The sequence below is a fragment of the Streptomyces sp. NPDC048462 genome (genome assembly GCF_043200175.1).
Classification (GTDB): domain Bacteria; phylum Actinomycetota; class Actinomycetes; order Streptomycetales; family Streptomycetaceae; genus Streptomyces.
Map to the genome: position 1 here is coordinate 1 of NZ_JBICXG010000008.1, position 23,395 is coordinate 23,395.

Here is a 23,395-nt window from a genome sequence, read left to right on the forward strand (position 1 = left end):
GCGTGCTGCGCCTCGGTCGCCCGGTCACTCGGCCCACGCCGCGCCTGCTCACGCAGCGCCAGCAGTTCGGCCACACGGCCACGGGTATCGCTCGGCCGGCCCGGGGTTTCGTCCACAACGGTCATGTACCGACCCTACGAAGTCCGGCAAGAAAATCGTGCCGTCGACTCCGTACAGTCTCCCGCCCGGTTTCCTGGTGGAGCCTGACAGAAGCCGTGGACCATGCAGGCGAAGTGCCAGCCCACCCCCCTCGCCGCTTGTGGGAACTCCACAAAGGTATCCGTGAACGTTCACTGTGCCCTGCCACACACTCCGGTCAGCCGGGGGGTGGCGGACGGCTGGGCGTCCTGGACCTTCTGGATGTCCTCCAGCCGGGGCCGTACCGGTTCCTCCGGATGGGCGACGGTCAGCAGGACCGCCTCGTAGAACGCGTCCCGCACGGCGGCCGGCATGACGTCGGAGGCGTCCAGGCAGAGCGGGACCCGCTGATCGGTGAAGCGGGTGCTGATCTCCTTGTCGACCTTGCCCTTCTTGGCCGGGACCGCCGCGTTCGGTGAGAACACCCCGCCCTTGCGCCCCCAGTCCTCCTGCGCTTCCCGGGAGGCGAGCCGCCTGATCATGTCACGGGCCGGGCCGCCCCGGCCGAACAGCGCGGCGAAGTCGGCCGCCACCTCGTGGGCCTTGACCGTGTACGGGCCGCCGGGAAGCAGTGCCGCCGAGTCCGTGAAGCGGGCCTCCTCCTTGCGGTCCCCGTAGAAGGCGCGGGCGAAGGAGCCCTGGTGCTCCAGGTCGCAGCCGCCCCCGAAGAGCAGCCCGTGACCGCCGACCGGGCCCCGGTGGTCACCGAGCAGCGCGCTGCGGGCGGCGTCCCGGTCCTGGGCGAGCAGCCCGGCCCAGGTGGTCCAGGCGCTGCTCACGCGCTCGTCGGTCCACTTCAGGTCGCCGGTCGCCCAGGCCTCGTAGATGGTCGGGCCCGCCCGCTGGAGGATCAGGTCCTCGATCCAGTCGCTGCCGGGCCAGCCGGACGCGCCGTCGTCGCCCATGCCGATGCACCAGGAGCCCAGGGGCGCGGGGACCGGGTCCGGGCGCTCCTCCCCCCGGTACCAGACGATCGACTTGAGGTCCGCCTTGAGCGGCACCCACAGATCGTCGGCGATGCCGCGCGCCCCGGGCCGCCACGGGTCCCCGTACTCCTCGGGCTCGTACAGCCCGCTCAGCGGCTGCAGCCGCTCCTCCTCGGCGTACTCGACGAGTTCACCGACGCCCGGCAGGATCGCGATGTCGGGCGGATCGCCGGCCTGCACTGCGGCGAGCAGCACCTCGCGTGTCGCGGCGGTCCCCTGGTAGGTGTACGGGATGCCGAAGCCGTCCAGCACCTCCTTGAACTGCCTTTCCTGCTCGTCGGTCCACGGGCCGAGGATCGTCACCTTCGGCTCCTCGTCGCTGCCGCCGGGCGCCGAGAGCCCGCAGCCCCCGGCGGTCAGCAACAGCGTCAGGACGAGCAGCAGGGCGCGGGTCCGCCGGGTCATCCGGCCCTCCAGTAGTCGGCGTTGAGCCGCCGGCAGATGCCGACGGCGGGCAGCAGGACGATCAGCGCGCCGCCGCCGAGTACCCCGTAGTAGGTCCAGCTCTGCCAGCTCCGTGCGGCCAGCCCGCCGCGCAGGAGCGTGGACTCGTCGATGACGTCCCGCTGGGACTCGGCCAGGTGGTCCCGGTGGTCGTGGGCGCGCTCCTCGATGGCGACGAGCCGGTGGCGGGCGGTGTCCAGACGCTCCTGGGTGGCGGTGGTCGCCCACAGCGGGACGACGGCCAGGGCGACGGCCGCCAGCAGCGTCAGCAGCAGCCAGGGATCGTGGCTGCGCCCGCAGCGCACCCGAAGCACCCACAGCGCCGAGAGTGCGGTCAGGGCCAGTACCAGCAGGCCCAGTTCGGCCACCGCCCAGCCGGTGCGCTGGAGGGCGCCCATGGAGCTGACCCGGTCGACGCGCTGCATCTGGTGCCGCTGCAGGACGTCCAGGCGCGGCACCACTCCGGTGCCCGGCCGGCTGAGGATGCCCTTGGCCTCCGCGAACTTCTCCCGCTGCATCCAGTAGTCGTCCACGTACTTGACCGAGCCGGGCGTCATCGAGCTGCTGTACGAGGTCAGCAGGCCGCCGTTGACCGTATCGAGCACTCCGCGGCCGCGTTCGCCGTCGATCTGTACGTCCGAGAGCCGGGACAGCCCCTGGCTGGCGGCGGAGAGCTGGTTCTCGTAGCGCGCGCCGGCGCCGACCACGTTGTCGATGTGCTTGTCGACGGAGATCTGCGCCTCCTCGTGGGCGCGGAGCAGCGCGAGCTGGGTGGCGGCGACTCCCTGGACGGCGGGTGCGCCGCGGGTGCGCATCTCACCGGCGGAGTTCTGCACCTCGCGGTAGGAGGTGAGCAGGACGGTCATCGAGACGAGTGCGGTCACCACCAGCACCACCAGGTGCAGTTCGAGCAGCCGCCTGGTACGGGAGCCGCCGGTCCGGGTCCGTAAGGCGCGTGTCCAACGGGTCAGCCAGGGCATCCCAGCCCCCTTCCGCAGGCGATGCAGTACTGGGCGTGGGGCCCGGCGGGGTGGTCGCAGTCCGGGCATTTCACCGGCTTCCCGGCTGGCTGCTCGGGCAGGTCCAGCAGATGGCCGGCGGCGATGTTCAGCCGTCCGCGGCGCACGCTGCCAGGGTCCACGTCCGGGCCGATGCGGACCACGCCCCGGGAACCGTCCAGGATCTCGGCCACCTCGCGCACCCGGGCCACGACCCAGCTGGCGCCGATCTCGTTGGCCAGCCTGACCGCGAGGCCCAGCTGCTGCCCGGCCTCGTCCCGGCTCAGCGGGTCCAGGGCGAGGAATCCCCGGTCCAGGGCGGCCCGCATCCGGGTGGCGACGTCCATCGTCTGGAGGGTGCTGCCCCCGTCGCCGGCCGTCCCGGCCCCCACCGCGTCTCCGGGCGGCAGCCAGCGGACCAGGAGCGGGGCGGTGGAGTCACCGACGGAGACGGTGGCCAGTTGCAGCAGCACGCCCAGCGGGTCGGTGCTCGCGTCGACGCCCAGGGTGAGGAGGTAGTCGCGGGTGCCCGGCTCCCACTGGTGGGTGGGGAAGTCGAACCGGCGCGGCTCGCCGGCCGGGCGCACCGCCTGGAGCGCCTGCCGACGGGGGGCGGTCTCGGTCAGGGTCACCCCGTGCACCGCCGGGCGCACGGCCACCGAGACGGGCAGTTCGGGGCTGCGGACCCGGCGCAGCCGCCGCACGGCCTCGGCGACCGAGGGGTCGAACCTCTCCGGCGCGTCGACCGGGCTGCCGTGCAGCCGCTCGGCGACGGCGAGCAGCGGCGCGGGGTCCCAGTCGCCGCCGAGCGCGAGCACGTCCGCGGTGAACCACCCGGCGCAGCGGCTCAGTTCGGTGTTCAGCTCGCCGCCGTCCCGGCCGGGTTCGTCGAGGTCGGGGGCGGCCGCCCCGTCGTGGCTGCTCCCGTCGGTGATCAGCAGCAGGTGGCGTACGGGCAGCGGGCGCTGGGCGAACAGTTCGCGGGCTGCGGCGAGCCAGGCCCGGTACCCGACGGGCGGCCGGTCGCCGGCGGCCGGGAGGATCCGGCCCGCGCTGAACGCAGCCCGGCGCTTCTCCCCCGTGCCGGACAGCGCCCACCGGCCGCGCAGCGGGTAACAGGCGCTCAGAGCCCCGGTCTCGTCGGCACCGCCCAGGACGGTGAACGAGAGGCCGTCGGGCAGGGCGCGCAGGGCGGCGGCCAGCGCGCCGGCCGCGGCCTCCCGCCGCTCCGCCGCGACGTCCAGCGCGATGACGACGGCGAGTTCGACGGCGGGCAGCTCGTCGCTGGGTCCGATGCCGACCGCCTTGACCCGCACGTGGGCGTCGATCCGCGCGTCGCGGTGCGGCTGCTGATCGCGCCGGACGTCGACGGACACCTTGAGGCCGACGGGCAGCCGCGGGGCGGGCGACGGATCGGTAGCGCCCAAGGGGCTGCCTCCAGTTGAGTCGTTGCGGGCGGACACCGGGAACGGGTCTGCGGGCGGACACCAGGGCCGTTTCGGCGGGCGGGCGTCAGGAGCGGGTCTGCGGGCGGACCGCGTGCGAGAGGTCGATCAGCCGCTCGTACTCGGCCGGCGCCTGCCGCTGCCGGGCCAGCCAGCGGTAGCACTGCTCCAGCTCCATCCGCACGTCCCGTTCCCGGGGCACGGCCGGGGGCGGCAGGCCCGTCCGCGCCCAGCGCCCGCGTGGCTTCGGGCCGCCGGCCGCCGCCAGTACCGCGTCGAGCTTCCACTCGTACAGCTCGGTCCGCAGCAGCCAGGCGGGTTCGTCGCCCGCGACCACCGGGGGATGCGCACCCGGTGCGGGGGCGAGCAGGGCGAGGCAGGCGTCGATGTCCGCCTCGTCGGGCAGCGGCCGCTCCCCCGCCGCGAGCCGCGCCGCCCGGATGCGGAAGGCGGCAATCCGCGCGACGGTGTGGTCGCGCGACTCGTCGGGCACCTGGTCGAGGACCTCGATCGCGGCGGCCCGGTCACCGCGTGCCAGGGCGAGCCGGGCCAGCCCCAGGGCGGCGCCGACGTGCGAGGGGTTGCGGGCGTGCACGGCGCGGAACAGCTCGTACGCGGAGCGCCCGGCCGAGACCGCCCCCTCCTCACCGAGGTGTTCGACGCCGAGCTGTTCCGCGCCGTAGGCGAGCGCGAGCTTGGCCGCGTACTCGCCGGGCAGCGCCCGGTGCACGGCGGAGAACTGCTTCAGGGCCTTTTCGAGCATCGCCCGCCGGTCGTCCAGCACATCGGCGCCCCGCAGCGCGACGAGCCCCCGGTGCCAGCTGAGCCGCCATTCCCTGACCGGTCCGGGGCCCGGTATGCCGGCCGCCTCCTCGACCTGTTCCCGGGCGGCGGCGAGTGCCTCGTCGCCCTCCTGGCCGAGCAGCAGCCGGGCGTTGTGCAGGCAGATCTCCACGGACCGCTCACCGCGGGAGGGCTGGGCCAGCGGCTGCCCGGGGTCGTAGCTGCTGACGCCGAAGCGGGCCGCCTGCGGGTCGCCGGGGTAGGGCCTCGGCACCGGCAGCCGGCGGGCGATCTCGGTCGGGGTGGGCAGCCCGGAGTCGAGCGCGGGCGAGGGGGGTGTCTCCCGGCGGCCGTGCAGCGGGCGGCGCAGCCAGTGCGCGTAGTCGGGCACCGAACCCAGCCGGACGCCCAGGAGTTCGGTGGACGGGGTGAAGTAGTCGGAGGGTTCGGGCTGGTCGCGTTTGCCCCGCAGGGCCCGGATCTCGCGCAGTACTCCGCGCAGTTGGCCCGCCATGTCGTCGGCGGAGCCGAAGCGGCGCTCCGGGGCGTGTGCCGTGGCCCGCTCCACCACCAGCCGGAAGGAGCTGATGCCGAGCCCCGGCACGTCGTCCCCGACCGCCCAGCCGGCCAGTTCGCCCAGGGTGACGCCGACGGTGTGCAGGTCGTGCGCGACGGTCAGCGGTTTGCCGCCGTCCATCTCGGGTGCGGCGAACCAGGGGGTGATCACCGGGGGCGGGTCGGTGGCACCCGCCTTGCGGACCCCGCCGAGGTCGATGACCTTGATGCCGTCGCCGTGGTGGATGACGTTGGACGGCTTCATGTCGCCGTACAGGAAGCCCATGCCGTGCAGATGGGCGAGGGCCTCCAGGATCTGGCAGCCGTAGGTGATGACGTGCTCGATGTCGAGGACGAAGTCGCCCCGCCGGGTCAGTTCGACGACGGCCGACAGCGTGCGGTCGCCGACGTCCTCCATCACGATGTAACCGCCGGACACGGTGCCGTCGGCGTTGTGGGTGCTGACGAAGTCGCGGATCTGGACGATGCGTTCGTGCCGGATCGCGACCAGGCTGCGGCGCTCCTCACCGGCCTGGGCGGCGCCGCGCTCCGCGTAGCGGTTGAGGAGCCCCTTGACCGCGACGAGGTCCTCCAGGTGGGTGTCCTGCGCCAGGTAGACCCAGCCCTGGCCGCCGTGGGCGATGGGGCCCCGGATCCGGTACTGGTCCTGGAGCGGCGGCCCGCCCTTCGTCAGCTCGGGGCGGTAGGAGTACGGGGCGCCGCAGCGGGGGCAGTGGCCCTCCTGCGGCGGTGACGCCGCGGTGTACGGGGGGACGAACGCCACCCCGCAGGCCTTGGCCGAGCACGTCATCACGATGCGCACCGGCCGCTCGGCCGCGCTGAGCCGCTCGGCCGGGGTGCCCGGCTCCAGCAGCGGGAGTTCGAGGAGTCCGGCGGGTCCGTGCTCCTCGGGGGCCGCGGGCAGCGGCGGGAGTCCGGGGTCCGACTCGTCGCGGCCGCAGGTGTCGCAGTAGCCGGTGGGCTGGACGGCCCCCTCGCAGGGGCCTCCGGTGAAGCGGCGGTGCGGGCACCGGATCCTCATGCGCGCCCCGCCGGACCCTGGCCGGTGCGCTGCCCCGGCAGCTCCGGGGGCCTTTGCCGGGACCGCTCGTCGAGGTCGCCGCGCAGCTCGCGTAACAGCTGTTTCAGCGCGGCCAGTCGCTCCCCCGGGTCCTCGACCGACCGCAGGGCGTGCAGCTGGCGGCGGCGGGTGGCCGAGTCGACGGCGGGGCCGGGGACCAGGGACGCCGAGTCGAGCAGGCCGCTGAGCCTGACCCACTCGCGCTCCAAGCGCTCGGTCCTGCGCACCAGTACCTCGGCCCGTTCCTCCAGGGCCGGCACCAGCAGGTCCCGGCCCACCTCCTCCAGTGCCGCTCCCTCGCCGCTGCGGAAGATGACCAGCAGCCGGAAACCGAGTGCCCGCACGCGCGTCAGCAGGGAGACCAGTGCGCCCGGGTCCGGGTCCTCGTCCAGGCCGATCACGGCGAGCACCGGACCAGAGCCCACCGGCGAGCCGGCGAGCGAGCGTTCCGGCTCGTCGCCGCCCTCCAGGAGCCAGTCGCGGTAGGCGTTGCGCTGGTGGCGGGGCGGCCGCAGCTGCCTCACCAGTGTCTCGACCAGCTCCTCGGGGCGGGTGCGCCCGCCCCGGTGGACGAGGTGGGCCCGGTGGAGCTGGTGCTGCAGCGTGCGGTCCCGGCCGCCGCCGTACGGGACGACCCCGACCCGCACGGCGGGCTGGTCGACGCCCGCGAACCAGGCGCGCAGCCGCTCGGACAGCCCGTTGTCCCAGCCGTCGGGCCCGCTCAGTTCGGCCACCAGCGGCACGAGTTCGGCGATGCGGTCGACGGGGATCATGTACGAGAACGCCAGGTCGTTCTCGTCGGGCAGTTCCAGTTCCAGATCGCCGCGCCAGCTCACCACCAGACCGACGACCAGGTCGGTGCCGGCTCCCTCGCCCCGGGTCTGGACGGCCGCGCCGCTGAAGCCGGGGCGCACCACCTCGACGTTGCGGCCGGCGTCGAGCTGCACCCACGCGCCGTGCAGCCCGCTGATCCGGCCGGTCAGCCACATGCCCTCGTCGAAGGCCTGGGAGTAGCCGCCGATCCACACTTCCTGGCCGCGCTCCATCCGCCGGGCCAGCCGGGCGGGGGCCGCCTGCGGGCGTGGGCTGTCCAGCGCGAGTACGGCGATGTCCTCATGGGCGTGCCCGTCCCGGCCGGGCAGCCAGCCGTCCGGCGCGACCCGGGCGGCGACCGGCGGGATCGCGGGGTTCTCGGCGAACTCCACCCACATCCGGGCGTCGGCCTCACCGACGACGTGCGCGCAGGTCAGCATCCGGTCCTGGGTCAGCAGCACGCCTGCCCCGCACACCTCGCCGCCGGGACCGCCGCGGCGTAACCGCAGCCGCCAGTCCGCTCTCAACTCCCCCATGGCTCCTGAGCGTACGCGTGCGACGGTGGTCCTTCCCAGACTCCCGGCAGACTCCACCCGCCGGATCGCACCCGAGGGGCTACCGGAGGTCACACCTGAGGGTGGCCCCCGCCTTCCCCGGGTCGACGCCCAGCACCAGCCGCCGGCCGGTGGCGCGGACCTCGATGCCCGGGCCGGCCGGGACGGCCTCGCGCACCGGATGGTCCCAGACCACCTCGAAGGGGCTGCCGCTCCGGTCGGGGCCGCTGATCCGGATCGTGGCCGTGCCCCGGCGCTCGCGCAGGAGGACACTGGCCGGTCCGGTCGAGGAGAGCCGCCCCGCCCGGCCGGGCTGCCAGAAGTTGGCGGCGGTCAGCCCGAGCGAGCGCACGGCGACCGCCTGCACGGCCGAGGTGTTGGCGAGCACCCGCAGCCAGTGCCGGTCGGCGGCGCGGGCGGCGACGGTGCGCCGGGAGGCGCCCGGCATCAGGAGGTAGAGGTAGCCGGCGTCGGCCGGGTCGGTGCCGTGGTCGAGCCAGAGGGTCTGCCAGTGGCGGGTGCGCTGTTCGGCGGAGCTGGTGGTGTTGATGTCGGACCAGGCGCCGGTCCGGGCCTCGCGCAGGGTGCGCAGTTCGGCGCCGCCGGGCAGCACCCAGCCGCCGTGGCCGTCCAGATGGGCCCAGCGGGGTCGGCGGCCCTCCTCGACGGTGAGGGTCTGCCCGTCCTCGTCCGGGCCCAGGTTGCGGTTGTCGACGACGGTCTCGACGGGCACCCCGTCGGCGGCCGTGATGCCGGCGCCGAGGCAGATGACCGTGTCGGCGGCGCAGAACCAGGACTTGCGGGCCTCCAGGGTGGAGTCCAGGCCCTTCACGTGCTGGCCGATCGCGGCGAACTCGCCGTCGTGCGCGCCGCCGACCCAGCGCACGTCGGGCCGGGGCGCGCCCCACTCGCCGCCCGCCCGGTCGGCCAGCCGTTTGGTGGAGACGGTGGTGCCGGGCAGCCGGTACCAGTCGACGGTGGGCCAGAACCAGTCGGTGTACTGGTCGCCGCCGTCCCGGCCCTGCCACCAGTAGAGCATTCCGGCGCCGGTGTGCCAGCCGCGCGGGTTCTCGCCGTTGCCGCACTCGTAGGAGCTGATCCGCTCCGACGACATGGAGAGGTTCGCGACCCAGCCGGGACGCCGGTGCACCGCCCGGTCCATCGCGGCGAACAGGGTGTGGCCGACGGGTTCGGGCGCGGCGGGCACCGGGGCGCCGGCCGCCGCGTGCAGCCGGGCGAGGTCGGCGACCCCGAACTGCGGGGCGGTGAGGATCGGGCTGACGGTGTCGCGTTCGATCCAGCCCTTGATCATGCCGTTCCACCGGTCGCGCTCGGCGGCGGAGGCGCCGTTCGCCAGGAGCGCGACGGCGGCGATCAGCCCCTGTCCGTGGAAGTGGTCGCTGCGCATCACCTGGAGTTCGTCGCTCTTGAGGACTCCGCGGCTGATGGCCCGGCCGTTGACGCTGTCCATCATCAGACCGTCGTGGATGAGCGGCGCGTAGGCGTGCTCGACGCTGTCCAGGATGACCTGGCGGCCCGGGTCGGTGACCTCCCAGGTGGATCCGGCCAGCAGCGCGAAGAGGCGGCCCAGGCCGTCGAGCATGACCTGGCCGTACGTGCCGGAGTAGGCGATCCAGGTGTGCTGGATGAACGAGCCGTCGGCGTAGAGGCCGTCGCCCTCGTTCACGTACGGGAAGACGGGCGAGAGGGCGTCGCGGGCGAGCGCGGCCTTGGCGTCGTCGCGCCCCAGGATGCCGCGCAGGGCGACCGAGCGGCAGAGGTCGACCCGGTTGGCGCCGGTGGAGGTGCCGCTGTAGTCGGTGAGCGCGGTGTCGGGGATGAAGTGGTCGACGGCGGCGCAGGCGGCCTGTACGCGCTCCTCGCCCAGGTCGGGGCGGAGCACGGCGACGATGTCCATGAGCAGGCGCGGGCTGCCGATCTGCCATTCCCACCAGTTGCCGTACGGGGTGGTGGACGGGTTGTAGACGGTCGTGGAGAGGTGGTCGAGTCCGCGGACGATGTCGGCGAGCAGCCCGGCGTCCCCGGTGTGGCCCGTGCCCTGCTGGGCGTAGGCCTGGGTCATCGTCCACAGCCGGGTGTAGCTCCAGGTGATGCCGGACGGCGGGTCGAAGGTGTGCCCGGCCCAGAGCGAGTCGGCTGCGGGGGCCATGGTCGAGCGGAACCCGGCGGCGAGTTCGCCGGTCCCGGCGAGCCGGGAGGCGTAGGGCTCGGCGGCGGGGTCGTAGCCCGTGCCGAGCGAGAGCTCGTTCCAGCGCAGCCGCAGCGTCTCGAACTCGTCGTCGGCACCGGCCGCGCGGGCGGCGGGGGCGAGTGCGAGGCCCAGTGCGGTGGCGCTTGTGGTGGCGAGAAAGGCGCGGCGTGACCAGGCGGGCAGAAGTGACACGGGGCTACCTCCGGTGTGCAAGTGGTTTAGACCGGACGGGGGTTGGTCTAGCACGCGCTTACTACGACGGGGAAGGGGCGGGCCGAAGACGGCCCGCCCCTTCCCCTCCTGGAGCCGTTCAGCCTCCGCAGTGGAAGCGGGCGCTGCCCCAGTCGGCGTGGTCGTTGCCGTTGCTGTCGCCGCCGTCGCCGACGACGAGTTCGGCGTACTTGGCGCCGGTGACGTCCGCCGTCAGTGACCAGGCGCTGTCGGCGGCCTTGAGGACCGGCGACTTCACCTTCTCGGTGCCGTCGGCCGTCACGGAGAACTGCACGCTGCCGGCGCTCTTCTGCACGTCGTCCACGCCCACCTCGGCGGTGAACGAGGTGCACTTCCCGCCCAGGTAGTAGCGGACCTTCGCGGGTGCGTGGCTGCCGAGGCCCTTCTCGTAGACCGTTCCGCCGATGGTCAGCGGGGTGCCGTCACCGGTGCCGGTCTCGCCGTTGGAGAGGTCGCGCTCGACCGGTCCCCAGCCGTTCTCGGAGGCCGTCCAGTCCAGGTCACTGGCCCAGCTGTCGGTGGTGGGCGGCGGCGGCAGGGTCCGTACGGAGGTCCGTGCGCCGAGGGTGCGCCGGTCGCCGCCGACCGTGTACGCCGCCTTGGAACTCAGTTCGTACGTCTGGTACTTGGCATCCACCGGCGGGGTGACCTGCCAGCTCCCGGTGACCTTCGCACCGGCCGCGACCGAGTCGAAGGTGACCGGGCCCGCGGGCTCGGCCTGCCAGCCCTCGGGGACGGTCAGACCCACCGTGACGCCGGTGACGCCGGTGGCCTCGTAGTTGGTGAAGCTCGCCTTCACGGTGTTGGCCGTGCCCGGCTCCAGGGTCTGTGCGGCCGGTGCGACGGTGAGCGTGCCGCAGGCGGCCTGCTCACCCGCGGGGGCCTTGCCGAGGTCGGTCACGGTGAAGCCGTCGAGGGCGAAATCTGCGCCCTCGGGGGCGTCGTCGCGCTTGCGCAGACCGGTCCAGGTGTCGCCGCAGCCCGCCGTGACGGTCTCGGTGAAGTGGCCGGTGGTGTGCTGGGCGCCGATGGCCGTGGTCCGGGTCTCGACAGAGCCGGGCTTGCCGTCGGCGGTGATCCGGTCATAGCCGTCGACCCACTCGTAGGCGCCGGCGTGGCTGGACTGGTAGTCGTACTCGACCTTGTAGCGGTGGCCGTCGGCCATCGGCACGGTCCAGGGGGCGGTCCGGTAGACGAGTCCGGCGTTCTCCTCGTGGGCCTTGAGGGACTCGCTTCCGCCGAGCACGTCGTCGATGAGCTTCCCGTTCCAGCCTGCCTGGGTGTACGGGGCGTGCAGCTGGGAGATGCTGGTGCGGGGGTCGGTGGAGCCGCCCGCGTCGCCCTTGAGGAAGGGGCCCCAGCCCTGGTCGACGTCCTCGAAGTCCTCGTACACGACGGTGTTCTTCTTCGTGGCCGGGGCGTTGGCGACGACGCGTACGTCATCGGCGCGGACGGTCGCCGCGCTGCCGGCGGCCGCCTCGACGCGCAGGGTGGTGCGCCCGTCGGCGGGGGCGGTGAAGTTCACCTTCGCCCGCTGGAAGTAGGTGCCGTGCCAGTCGGACGCGGCGACCTGGTCCTTGGCGGTGGAGCGGTCCACGGCCACGGACTTCCCGCCGGCCGACAGGGTGGTGTGCCGGGTCTTTCCGGGCTCGACCTCGATCAGCGCGGAGGCGGTGTAGCGCGCGCCGGGCTTCAGTCCGCCGAGGCGCTGGGAGAGCGCGGCCGTGCCGGTGCCGGAGAGCTTCGCGCTGTTGCGGCCCTGGCTGTCGGTGTCGCGTACGGCCGTGCCGGTCCTCGACCAGTCACTGAGCTCGCTGTCGTTGAAGCCGGGGTCCTCGACGGGGGTGCCCTCGCCCCACTTGGCGTCGGCGGCCTTCGGCGCCTTGTCCGGGTAGAGGACGTAGGGCTGTCCGGCCTCGGCCGTCAGCGTGACCTTCCCGTCCACGGGACGCACCGTGCCGGTCTTCACCCGGCCGTTGTCGGTGAGCTTGTAGACGGTGTACGTGCCCTTGGAGGGCACCGCCCAGCTGCTCGTACCGCCGGACCGGCTGTAGTGGTACAGCTTCTTGCCGCCGTCCCAGGGCAGCAGGTAGTCGGTGCCGCTGAGCACCTTGCGGCCGTGGTCGTAGAAGGTCCGCTTCCCGTCCTGGACGGTGCCGCTGACGCCGCCGGTGAAGGTGATGTCGTTGCCGTCCCAGCGGGTGATCTTCTGCTGCTGGAGGTACTTGGCGGGCAGGTTGCGCTGCCAGATGTTGTCGTAGAAGGCGTTCCAGTCGGTCTCGCCGGTCCAGCCCTCGAACTCGTCGATGGCGCTCTGGCCGAGGACCGGGTCGTTGTTCCAGACGTCCTTCTCGTCGTTGCGGATGAAGCGGATGATCTGCGAGTTGAGGCCCTTGTTGGTGGCGCCGCCGTAGTCGAGGTCATTGGCCCAGTGCGACCAGAGCGAGCCGCGCTCGAACTTGTCGGCCCACTCGCTGGAGACGTTCCAGCCCTGCTTCTGGATCGACTGGAGCGTCTTGTCCGCGATCCAGCCGTGCGAGTAGTAGACGTCGATGTACAGCATGCTGAGGTTGCTGTTCGTCTCGTCCCGCAGCTGCTGGAAGCGCCGGGCCAGGTCGCCGCTGTTGATGTCGCGGCGCTGGTCGATGTAGTAGCTCTGGTTCAGCCAGTTCCAGCCGGGCGCGGTCTTGTCGACGAGCTTCTCGTCGAACGCCTTCGCCTCCGGGTAGGCCTCGGTGGCGTTGACGTGGACGCCGAAGGTGGCGCCCCACTTCTTGCCGTCCTTCAGCAGTTCGTTGAGGTCCTTCAGCCCGCCGGCGCGCTTGTTGTAGTTGCCGCCGTAGTCGGGGTGGGCGGAGTCGTGGCCCTCGGAGGCGTACCCCTTGAGCAGCGCGAGCTGCCCGAGGCCGTCGGTGGAGAGGGAGATCCGCTTGACGTCGTCGAGGGTGCGCAGGAAGGGGTGGGTGGCCTGGCTGGCGAAGTTGAACGGGATGTGGGTGACGACCCGGTCCGCGGTGTCCTCGCTGCCCGGTGCGACCACGCCGATGGAGCGGAAGGCGACGGCGCCGTCCTGCCAGTCGACGGTCTTGTCGCCGTTGGCGTCGGGCGTGACGACGACCTTCGCCCAGGGCAGGTTGTCCCCGCTCTCGGGCTTGGGTGCGCCCTCGCCCCGGTAGGTCCACTGGCCGGACCAGACGCCGACCCGGGTCGATCCGTCGTCGGCCTTGCGGGCCTGGTGCCAGAAGCGGGCGTCGTCGCCGCCGGTGGCGCCGGCGGGCTTGTCGTACGAGGAGTTGGACTCGACGGCGGCCGCGAGCGATCCGGTGTTGACAATCGCGTACGTGGCGCCGAGCGGCGCCGCGTCGGCCTTGGTGGCGTCGGTGACCTTCGCGAAGACGTCGGCGGTCCTCGTCGAGTCCGGGTCGAGCTTGGTGAAGGCGGTGGCGGCCCCGGCGTCGGTGCTCGCGACGGAGACGAGGTCGTGGCCGGGGATGTCGATCGTGCCGACCCGGAAGGCGGCGGTGTCGCGGACGGCGGTCACCTTGAAGGTGGTGGCGCGCCCCGAGACCGAGAGCGAGGCGTCGATCTCGACGCCGGGCAGATCGGTGAAGGTCAGCGTGTAGCGGGCGGCCGACTTGGTGATCCTGGGCGCGCCCTTGAGCTTCACGTCGTGCGCGGTGCCGTTGAGGGTGACGGCGGTGACCGGCCGGGTGGAGCCGGACAGCTGGTGCCCGGAGGCGCGGTCGGTGTACGTCAGGACGCGCGGGAAGTCGTCCGCGACGGCGACGGCGAGCTGTGCGGAGGCGATGACGGCGCCCGCCGGGACGGCCGATGCGGCCGGGGCGGGCGCGGGGGCGGCGGCTGAGGCGGGGAGGGCGGTCCCCACCAGAGCCAGGACGGCGGCTGAGGCGGCGGCAGCAGCGCCCGCCGTAGTGAATCTTGGCGACATGTGCTCTGCGTAGTCGCCGTGTCCGGACACCGTCAACGACGTACGGCCCCGAGGGCCCCTCCAGTCCAACAACCGCTCTGCGTAAGTCCAAGTAAGCCCACGTGGGGAGCACGGGGCGCGGCACCGGCCGCGTGTTCAGTTGTTGATCACGATGGCCGGATGTGTGCGGAGCGGACACGCCAAGTAGCCGCTTAGGGCGTCGAGTTGTGAAGACCTTCGGTTTTTGAGAGCGCTCTCAGTCACAAGTCTTGACGGTCGCCGCAGCCCTCGCGAGAGTGGTGCGCACCGCGGACGCGCTCGTTCCACCTCCCCGCACCATCCCGCCGCCCGCGGCCTCCTGTCCCCCACCGATCGCCACCCCCCACATCTCCACCCCCACCCCTTCATCGCCCCCATCACCACCTGCTTCACCTCCCCTCATCACCCCCCCCACGCCTCAGGAGTCCCCTCGTGATTTCGCGCAGACTGTTCCTGACGGGCGGCGCCGCCGCCTCCGCGACCGCACTCACCTACCCGCTCTGGGGAAGCGCGCTGAGCCCGAGTGCGTCGGCGGCCGCCGCGACCTGCGAACTGGCCCTGGAGAACAAGTCCCTGTCCGGCAAGGTAAACGCGTACGTGACCGGTCATGAGCAGGGCACCGACCAGTGGGTGCTGCTGCGGGCCGACGGCAGCGTCTACCACCCCGAGTCCCCGTCGGCCCCGCAGACTCCACTGCCGGTCGACTGCGCCATCCCGCTCAACGCGGCCGGCGGCGCGCCCGTCGTCGTGACGCTGCCCCAGATGTACGGGGCGCGCGTCTACTTCGTGCACGACGACACCCTGGAGTTCTTCCTGAACCCGGGCCCCGCCCTGGTCGAGCCGGCCTTCGCCACGCCCACGGACGCGAACTACGGGCGCACCTGGTCGTTCTGCGAGTTCACCTTCAACCCGCAGCAGCTGTACGCGAACATCAGCTATGTCGACCTGGTGACCGCGCTGCCGATCGGCCTGACCCTGGAGGGCGACAGCACGCACACCGTGGCCCCGCTCCCGGACGGCGCGGTGCAGAAGATCGCCGACGACCTCACCGCCCAGGCCGCCGCCGACGGGCAGCCCTGGGACCAGCTGGTGAAGCGCGGTCCGGACGGCAACGTACTCCGGGTCATCTCGCCGCAGAACCTGATGGCGTCGTCCGGCGGCGACATGCCGTTCGGGAACCTGTTCACCGCACAGGTCGACGAGGTCTGGGAGAAGTACCGCTCCACGGACCTGCGGATCGACCTCCAGGGCGGACGCGGCGTCCTCGCCGGACGGGTCAGCGGCGACACCCTGACCTTCGACGGCGGGCACACCTTCTCCAAGCCCAACTCGCAGGACATCTTCACCTGCAACGGCGGTCCGTTCGCCAACAACCCGGCCGACAACGACGACAAGAAGGCCCTCCTGGCCCGGATAGCGGCCGGCTTCAACCGGTCGATCATGCTCAGCCACCCGGACCAGCCGAACGGCACCACGGTGGCGGACTACTACCAGGGCGACGTGACCAACCACTGGTCCCGGATCGTCCACGCCAACAGCCCGATCGGCTACGCCTTCCCGTACGACGACGTACGCCCCGACGGCGAACCGGACGTCTCGGGCGCCGCGAACGACGGCAACCCGCGCCGCTTCACGGTGAGCGTCGGTTCCTGACCTCTCCACGCAGACCGGCAGGGCCCCCGTCCGGGCGGGACGGGGGCCCTGCCCTGTCGGGGCGTCGGTACGGGTACGGACACCCGGCTTCGTGACGGCCGGCCGCGTCAAGACTTGCGACAACGGGAAACAAAAGGGAATTGCTCCATTGGTCGAACCGATGACGGCGCGCATTCCCCTGTTTTTGTTTCCACGCAATTCCCCTTCGCGCTCGACTCCCTCACCTGGGACGACAGCGGATTCACCACAGCCTACCAACTCCCTTTCAGGATATGGACCTTGACGCCATATTCGGGTCCACGACACCGTGCCGTCATGCGACAGAAGAGAATGGCTCAGCGCATCGCCGCACTCGCGGCCGCCGCCGGTATTCTGCTTTCCGTTCCGGCGGCCGCCCAGGCGGCACCCACCCCCCACCACGGCCTGCGCTCCTTCCAGGCCGCTCACGGCCTCCGGCCCACCGGTACGGTCGACGCCGCCACCGCCCGGTCGCTCCGGGCGGTGCCGGACAGCGAACTGCGGACGGTCTTCACGGTCGCCGCCGATCTCGGGCCCGCCGAGCTCGCCAACGCCCGTACCGTCATCGGCGTCGGAAAGGGCGCCCAGATTCCGGATCAGGGGCAGGTCATCGCTCTGATGACGGCCATGCAGGAATCCAAGTTCGTCAACTACACGACCCCGGTCGACCACGATTCGCTCGGCATCTTCCAGCAGCGGCCCAGTACCGGCTGGGGAACCCCGGAACAGATCACAGACGTCCCCACCTCGTCGAAGTCCTTCTACGGGGTGGCCCCGTTCGGCAGCAATCCGGGCCTGATCCAGATCGCGAACTGGCAGACCAGGCCGCCGGGCGAGGTGTGCCAGGCGGTGCAGGTGTCGGCCTTCCCCGACGCGTACGCGCAGTGGGAGCAGTTCGCCCGTGACCTGCTCGCCCAGGAGGGCCCCACCGTCGACCCGGTCTACTGAGACGCACACCCCCCACGCATACAGGCGCCCCCAGGCCGTGTCCGAACAGGGGGCGCCTCACACGCGCGGCCGCGGTTCCTCAGACCCGGGAACCCACCGCGAGTTCCCGCCTGGCCCGTGCCGCGGCGCCGACCGGTACGGCGTCGGCGCCCAGGCCGGACCGGACCAGCCGGACGGGGTGACCGCTGACCGGCGGTTCCTCGGCCAGCGACGCGCGGACGACCGGGCCCAGCAGCGGCCAGGCGTGGCTGACCCCGCCGCCCACGACCACCGTCGTGATGTCGACGACGCCCGCCGTCATCACGATGGCCCGCGCGATGCCGGAACCGGCGGCCCGGTACACCGCGAGGGCGTCCTCGTCGCCGCGCTCCGCCGCCCCCGCGACCTCGCGGGCGGTCAGCCGCCGGCCGGTGCGCTCCGCGTAGCGGGCACCGATGGAGCGGCCGGCGGCCAGGGTCTCCAGGTGTCCTCGCCCGCCGCACGAACAGAGCAGGTCGCCGAAGCCGGGGATGTGCCCGATCTCGCCGGCCGCGCCGTGCGGGCCGGTGAACAGCCTGCCACCGCTCCACAACGCGCCGCCGACGCCCGTGCCGAGGGTGATCCCGAGTACGTCCGGCTCGTCCCGGACCGCGCCGGACGACGTCTCCCCGTACAGGAAGGCGTTGACGTCGTTGTCCAGGAAGGCCTGGACCCCCAGGGCGTCCTGGACGGCGTCCGTCACTCCGAAGCCGGCCCAGCCGGTGAAGGAGTCGCTGGCCACCAGGATGTGACCGGTGGCGGAGTCCACGACGCCGGCGGCGCCGACCCCGCAGCCGGCGAGCCGGCCGGGGGTGCGCTCCAGCAGCGGGGTCAGCGCGTCCAGCGCCGCGCGCATCATGGCCGGGCCGCCGTGAGCGGCCGGGGTGGCCGTCTCGGCCCGGTCCAGGACGCTCAGGTCGTCGTCGCACAGGACCACCTGTGTGGTGGTGCCGCCGATGTCCACACCGGCGAAGAGCCTGCGGTCGTACGTGTTCATGCCCGGTCCTCCGTTCGGACGGCCGAGAGTGCGGCCAGTCGCTCTGCCCTGCGGCCGCGCTGGATCACCGGGTCCGGCACCGGTACGGCGGCCAGCAGGCCGCGCGTGTAGTCGGTCTCCGGGTGCAGGAGGGTCGCCCCGGTGGGGCCCTGCTCCTGGATCCGGCCGTTCCGCAGCACCACGACGCGCTGCGCGAAGTGCTGGACGACGGCCAGGTCGTGGGAGACGAAGAGGCAGGCGAAGCCCAGCTCGTCCTGGAGCTCGGAGATCACTTCCAGTACGGCCTGCTGCACGCTCACGTCGAGCGCGCTGGTGGGTTCGTCGGCGACCAGCAGCCGGGGCTCCAGGACCAGCGCACGGGCCAGGCTCACCCGTTGGCGCTGACCGCCGGACAGCTCCCGGGGTGCCCGGTCCGCGACGTCGCGCGGCAGCCGGACGCGGTCGAGGATGGCGGCCACCTTGCTCCGGCGGTCCGCGGCGGAGATGCCCCGGTGGTGGACCCTGAGCGGCTCGGCGACGCACTCGCCGACCGTCATCCGGGCGTCCAGCGACGCGACCGGGTCCTGCAGGACCACGCCGACGCCTGCCCGCAGGGCCCGGCGGGCCCGGGACCGGACGCGGCCGAGGTCGGTGCCGAACAGGGAGACCGTGCCGGAACTCGGCGCGATCAGACCGAGCGCGACCCGGGAGGCGGTGGACTTGCCGGAACCCGACTCGCCCACCAGCCCCAGGGTCTGGCCGGCGTGCACGGCGAACGAGACACCGTCCAGGGCCCGCACGGCGCTCTTGCCCCGGCCGAAGTCCACGCAGACGTCGCGCAGTTCGGCCACCGGCACGGCGTCCGGGTCCGGGGCGGAGCCGGCCGGGGCCGCCTGGCCCGCCTCGGCAACCGACAGCCGGGGCACGGCGGCCAGCAGGCGGCGGGTGTAGTCGTGGGACGGCCGCAGCAGCACGTCCTCGACCGGTCCGGTCTCCACGATCTCGCCCCGGTACATCACGGCGACCCGGTCGGCGAAGTCGGCGACGACGCCCATGTTGTGGGTGACCAGCAGGACGCCGGTACCGGTGTCGGCGGCGAGCCGGCGCAGCAGGTCGAGGATCTCGGCCTGCACGGTGACGTCCAGCGCGGTGGTCGGCTCGTCGGCGATCAGCAGGGCGGGGTCGTTGGCGATGGCCATCGCGATGACCACGCGCTGGCGCTGCCCGCCGGAGAGCTGGAAGGGGTAGGCCCTGGCCCGCTTCTCCGGTTCGGGTATGCCGACCTTGCGCAGCAGCACGACGGCCTCGGCCGAGGCGTCCTTGGCGGACATCTCGCGGTGGTTGCGGATCACCTCGGCGATCTGCCTGCCGACCCGGGTCAGCGGGTCAAGGGCGGTGGCCGGCTCCTGGAACACCATGGAGGCGGTGCGGCCGCGCAGCGACGCGAGATCGTTCTCCCGGGCGCCGACCACCTGGGTGCCCGCGATGACGGCGCTGCCGGTGGCACGGGCGTTGCCGGTCAGCAGGCCCATCGCGGCCAGCGCGATGGTGGACTTGCCGGAGCCCGACTCGCCGACGAGGGCGAGCGTCTCGCCGGGTTCGACGTGCAGGGAGACCCCTCGCACGGCCGGTACCTCGCCGGTCTCCGTGGTGAAGACGACGCCGAGGTCGTCGAGTTCGAGAATCGGTCCGGCCTGCGGTGCGGCGGGACCCTTGGTGACGGTCATCCGCGTCCCCTCACGTCGAATGCGTCGCGGAGCCCGTCCCCGATCGCGTTGAACGCCCACACCACCAGGATGATGGCCAGGCCGGGCGGCACGATGAGCCACCAGTAGCCGGAGTACGCGGCGGTGAGACCGGCCGACAGCATGCCGCCCCAGTCGGTGGCCGGGGGCTGGACGCCCAGGCCCAGGTAGGAGACGTAGGCGATGAGCAGGATGGCGTCGGCGATCTGGAAGGTGGCCGCGACGATGATGGTCGAGACGGAGTTCGGCAGGATGTGCCGGATGATCGCCCGGCCGTGCGTCCCGCCGATCGCCCGGAGCGTCAGCACGTAGTCGCGGTTCTTCAGGCTCAGCGTCTCCGCCCTGATCAGGCGCGAGGGCACCAGCCAGGAGACGAAGCCCAGGATGACGATCATTCCCGTCAGGTCCGGGGTGGTGATCGCCGAGACCACCAGCAGGATGAAGAGCGCCGGGATGGCGATCCCCGCGTCCACGACCCGCATCATGACCGCGTCGACCCAGCCGCCCGCGTAGCCGGCGACGGCGCCCCACAGGGTGCCGATGACGGTGGCCAGCACGCCTGCGGCGAGACCGACGATGAGCGACACCTTGCCGCCGTACATGAGCCGGCCCAGTACGTCGTGGCCGACGGCGTCGGTGCCCAGCCAGTGCGATCCGCTGGGCGCGAGGTTGACCTGCTGGAGCATCGTGTGGGTCTGGTCGGTGGAGTACACCAGCGGACCGACGAAGCAGAACAGGAAGAAGAAGGCCACGACGCCGAGCCCGACCACGGCGAGCCTGTTGCGGCGGAAGCGGCGCAGGGCGAGGCGGGAGCCGGACGCCGCGGGGGCGGTGGCCGTGGCGGGCACCTGGCCCGGCTGGATGACGGCGCTCATGCCCGGCCTGCCTTCACTCGGGGGTCGATGACACGCTGGACGATGTCGGCGAGGAGCGTGCCGGTCACCGTGGCGACCGCGATGACGAGCACGCAGCCCAGGAGCACCGGGTAGTCGGAGGACTGGGCGGCGGTCCAGAAGAGCAGGCCCATGCCGGGGTAGTTGAAGAGCTGCTCGACCACCAGCGCGCCGCCGAACAGCACCGGCACGTAGTACCCGAGCATGGCGACCACCGGCGTCAGCGAGTTGCGGAACACGTGCCGCCGCAGGAGGGCGCGGGAGCGGGTACCGCCGGCCCGCGCCGTCCTGACGTAGTCCTCGGAGAGGTTCTCCAGGGTGGCCGCCCGCATGTAGCGGCTGAACACCGCGATCATCGAGGCGGCGCCCGCGACCACCGGCAGGACCAGTGCCTGCGGATCGGAGATCACCTGGGCGAGCGTGTCGCCCTGCGGCGCCTGGGAGGGGAACCACGGCAGCGTCTGGCTGAACACCAGCACCAGGACCAGCCCGAGGAAGTACACGGGCGTGGAGTAGGCGATGAAACTCAGCGTGGTGATGACGTAGTCCGCCGGCTTGTTGCGCCGCATGGCCTGCCACATACCCAGCGGGATCGCCAGCAGCAGGCCGGCCACCGCCGACAGGACGGTGAGCAGCAGGGTCTTCGGCAGCCGCTCGGTGATGAGCTGGGACACCGGCTCGTTGAGGGTGTACGAGGTCCCGAAGTCGCCGTGCAACAGCTGGTTCAGGTAGTAGAAGTACTGCACGGGCAACGGCTTGTCGAGGCCCTGGTCGTGGTTGAAGGACGTGATCTGCTGCGGCGTGGCCTGCGGGCCGAGGATCCCGCGTGCGGGACCCCCGGGCAGGGCGTGCAGCAGACCGAAGACCACGATCGTCACGATGACGATCACCACGACGGCCTGGAGGACCCGCCTGATCAGGTAAGAGGAAGTACTCATGTGTTTTCCGGTCGCTTCGGCTCAGTGATGCGCATGGTCGGCGACCGGGCCTACTTGTTGGTCCACTTCCACATGGCGGGGTGGAAGTTGGCCAGCGAGTCCTGGGCGAACCCGCCGAGGCCGCTCTTGACCACGGAGACCTGGTAGTCGGGTTCCGGCAGCCAGACCACCGGAAGGTCCTCGGCCAGCGCGGCGCTGTACTTCTGCATGGCGACGGCGGAGGAGTCGGTGGTGGTCTCGCCGATCAGCTTGTCCACGGCGGGGTTGGTGTAGCTGCCGAAGTTGGAAGCGCCGCCGGTGGCGAAGAGGGAGTCACCGCTCGGGTAGGCCGGGAAGTACCAGCTGCCCGCGCTGCCGAAGAAGGAGAGCTGCCACTTGCAGCCGGAGTCGCCGGCCTTGCACTGACCTGCCTGCGCGAGAACGGAGTTGACCGGGGCGGTCTTGATGCCGAAGCCGATGCCGGACTTGGCGAAGGAGGACTGGAGGGCGCTCATCAGGTTGTCGGTGACGGTCGAGCCGGACTGCGACAGCACCTGCATCTGGAACTTCGTGCCCTTGTCCACGCCCGCGCCGCACTGGTCGTCGCCGCTGCCCGGGTGGGTGCAGACCATGGTGCCGCCCTGCTCGGCCCAGCCGTGGCCGGTGAGCAGCTTCTTCGCCTTGTCGGTGGAGAAGGGGTACGGGTTGTCCTTCTGCTTCGCGGAGACGAAGGCTGAGGTCTGGCCCTGCGGAACGGGGCCGTAGGTCGAGACCGCGGTGCCGTTGAAGATCACCTTGGAGAGGGTCGCCTGGTCGACCGACATCTGGATCGCCTGGCGTGCGTAGAGCTGCTTGAAGACCGGGCCCATGGTGGGGTTGTTGAAGTTGTAGGGCATGTACGTGATCGCCCAGCCGGCCCACGGCTTGAGGGTGTAGCCCTTGGCGGTGAAGGACGCTTCCTGGCTGAGGTTGGTGGCGTTGATGTAGCCGTAGTCGACCGTGCCCGCCCGCAGTGCGTTCTCCTCGGCGTCCGCGGTGGTGAACGGCAGCAGGTTCACCGTCTTGATGTTGGCCTTGCCGCCGCCGTCGTACTTGGCGTTGGCCAGCAGCTGCACCTTGCCCGCCGTCGAGAACGACTTGATGGTGTACGGGCCGCTGACCGTCTTCCAGAGCGGGTCGGTGGCGTAGGCCGAGATCTTCTTGGCGGCGCTGTTGAGGTACGCCCAGACCTTCTTGGCGCCCGCGGGGGTGAGGTCGAGGTCCGACACCTTGCCCGCGTCGCCGGTCTTGTCCCAGACGTGCTGCGGCATCGGGCGGATCATGCTCAGCTCGTTGGCGAGCATCCACTGCGTGTTGTACGCCTTGTCGAACGTGATCGTGAAGTGCGTGTCGTCCGCGATCTTCAGCGAGGTCCAGTTGTCCGGCGCCTTGCCCGGGCTGTAGCTGGCCCAGTCCTCCCTGTTGGCCTTGACCAGGTTGAACCAGAACTGCACGTCGCGCGAGGTGATCTTCTCGCCGTCGCTCCAGTGCCGGTCGCCGAGGGTGATCGTGACGCTCTTGCTGTCCTTCGCGAAGTCGGCGCCGGTGGCCAGCGAGTTGTTCTTGTTCCAGCCGACCTTGCCGGTGGAGCCGTCGTACGCGATCAGGGGCTCCCAGAGGGACTGGGATATCGAGGCGTTGTTGGTGTTCAGGTGGGAGGCGGTGCCGACCGGGAGGATCCAGTTCGGCGTGAAGTTCGCCGGCAGCGCGTAGTTGATGCTGTCTTTCGAGCCGGCGCCGGACGAGGTCGTGCCCCCGCCGGAACAGCCGGACAGCAGAACGGCCGCCGTGGTGGCGACGCCCGCGGTGAGGGCCCAGCGGCGGCTGTTCGCCGTGCGGGTAAGGATCATGACTCTCCTCGGAGTGAAAGGGCCCGCAGCCGCTCGGGAGGGTCGGCGCTGCGTTCACGACAGCTAACGCCGCCATTGCCGAAGAAACAAACAAGAATTAATAACAAGTAAGTTACTGCACTTTCGACGAA

The 23,395-nt window shown here is 71.9% G+C and carries 14 protein-coding genes; 2 read left to right on the forward strand and 12 right to left on the reverse strand.

Annotated elements, in window-relative coordinates; genetic code table 11:
• Positions 1-290: 290 nt before the first annotated feature.
• From ACGFU6_RS15790 to ACGFU6_RS15820, 7 genes are all read right to left on the reverse strand, one after another.
• Complete coding sequence (locus ACGFU6_RS15790) at positions 291-1,529, reverse strand: carbohydrate ABC transporter substrate-binding protein (RefSeq protein ID WP_393611227.1); 1,239 nt, start codon at positions 1,527-1,529, stop codon at positions 291-293.
• On the reverse strand, positions 1,526-2,548 hold the full coding sequence (locus ACGFU6_RS15795; protein WP_393611228.1) for a hypothetical protein: 1,023 nt from the start codon (positions 2,546-2,548) through the stop codon (positions 1,526-1,528). The genes ACGFU6_RS15790 and ACGFU6_RS15795 overlap by 4 nt, the downstream gene beginning before the upstream one ends.
• Entirely contained in the window at positions 2,536-3,993 is a 1,458-nt protein-coding gene (locus ACGFU6_RS15800) for a hypothetical protein (RefSeq protein WP_393611229.1), read from the reverse strand. Before ACGFU6_RS15800 ends, ACGFU6_RS15795 begins: the two co-directional genes overlap by 13 nt.
• Positions 3,994-4,078: 85 nt before the next feature.
• A complete protein-coding gene (locus ACGFU6_RS15805) occupies positions 4,079-6,391 on the reverse strand; it encodes a tetratricopeptide repeat protein (protein ID WP_393611231.1) in 2,313 nt (770 codons plus the stop codon).
• Positions 6,388-7,779 carry a trypsin-like peptidase domain-containing protein gene (locus ACGFU6_RS15810; RefSeq protein ID WP_393611233.1) on the reverse strand — a complete coding sequence of 464 codons (1,392 nt, stop codon included), beginning with the start codon at positions 7,777-7,779 and terminating at the stop codon, positions 6,388-6,390. The genes ACGFU6_RS15805 and ACGFU6_RS15810 overlap by 4 nt, the downstream gene beginning before the upstream one ends.
• Positions 7,780-7,858: 79 nt before the next feature.
• Positions 7,859-10,201, reverse strand: a complete 2,343-nt coding sequence (locus tag ACGFU6_RS15815) for a polysaccharide lyase 8 family protein (protein ID WP_393611235.1) — start codon at positions 10,199-10,201, stop codon at positions 7,859-7,861.
• A 118-nt stretch (positions 10,202-10,319) separates the two neighbouring features.
• Complete coding sequence (locus tag ACGFU6_RS15820) at positions 10,320-14,189, reverse strand: endo-alpha-N-acetylgalactosaminidase family protein (RefSeq protein ID WP_393611237.1); 3,870 nt, start codon at positions 14,187-14,189, stop codon at positions 10,320-10,322.
• Between the two features lie 450 nt (positions 14,190-14,639).
• Here ACGFU6_RS15820 and ACGFU6_RS15825 point away from each other — a divergent pair, with 450 nt between their 5' ends.
• Both ACGFU6_RS15825 and ACGFU6_RS15830 read left to right on the forward strand, forming a co-directional pair.
• Positions 14,640-15,860, forward strand: a complete 1,221-nt coding sequence (locus ACGFU6_RS15825) for a glycoside hydrolase family 64 protein (protein ID WP_393611238.1) — start codon at positions 14,640-14,642, stop codon at positions 15,858-15,860.
• Between the two features lie 315 nt (positions 15,861-16,175).
• Complete coding sequence (locus tag ACGFU6_RS15830; protein ID WP_393611240.1) at positions 16,176-16,826, forward strand: peptidoglycan-binding protein; 651 nt, start codon at positions 16,176-16,178, stop codon at positions 16,824-16,826.
• A gap of 79 nt (positions 16,827-16,905) precedes the next feature.
• Here the strand turns inward: ACGFU6_RS15830 and ACGFU6_RS15835 are convergent, their stop codons facing one another.
• From ACGFU6_RS15835 to ACGFU6_RS15855, 5 genes are read right to left on the reverse strand one after another with little or no spacing between them, the layout of a single operon-like run.
• A complete protein-coding gene (locus ACGFU6_RS15835) occupies positions 16,906-17,841 on the reverse strand; it encodes an ROK family protein (protein ID WP_393611241.1) in 936 nt (311 codons plus the stop codon).
• A complete protein-coding gene (locus ACGFU6_RS15840; RefSeq protein ID WP_393611242.1) occupies positions 17,838-19,547 on the reverse strand; it encodes a dipeptide ABC transporter ATP-binding protein in 1,710 nt (569 codons plus the stop codon). Before ACGFU6_RS15840 ends, ACGFU6_RS15835 begins: the two co-directional genes overlap by 4 nt.
• Positions 19,544-20,440 (reverse strand): ABC transporter permease, encoded by an 897-nt coding sequence (locus tag ACGFU6_RS15845; protein WP_393611244.1) that lies wholly within the window; start codon positions 20,438-20,440, stop codon positions 19,544-19,546. The genes ACGFU6_RS15840 and ACGFU6_RS15845 overlap by 4 nt, the downstream gene beginning before the upstream one ends.
• Entirely contained in the window at positions 20,437-21,396 is a 960-nt protein-coding gene (locus tag ACGFU6_RS15850) for an ABC transporter permease (protein WP_393611246.1), read from the reverse strand. The genes ACGFU6_RS15845 and ACGFU6_RS15850 overlap by 4 nt, the downstream gene beginning before the upstream one ends.
• A gap of 50 nt (positions 21,397-21,446) precedes the next feature.
• Positions 21,447-23,264, reverse strand: coding sequence for a peptide ABC transporter substrate-binding protein (locus ACGFU6_RS15855; RefSeq protein WP_393611247.1), 1,818 nt, complete (start codon positions 23,262-23,264; stop codon positions 21,447-21,449).
• Positions 23,265-23,395 lie beyond the last annotated feature (131 nt).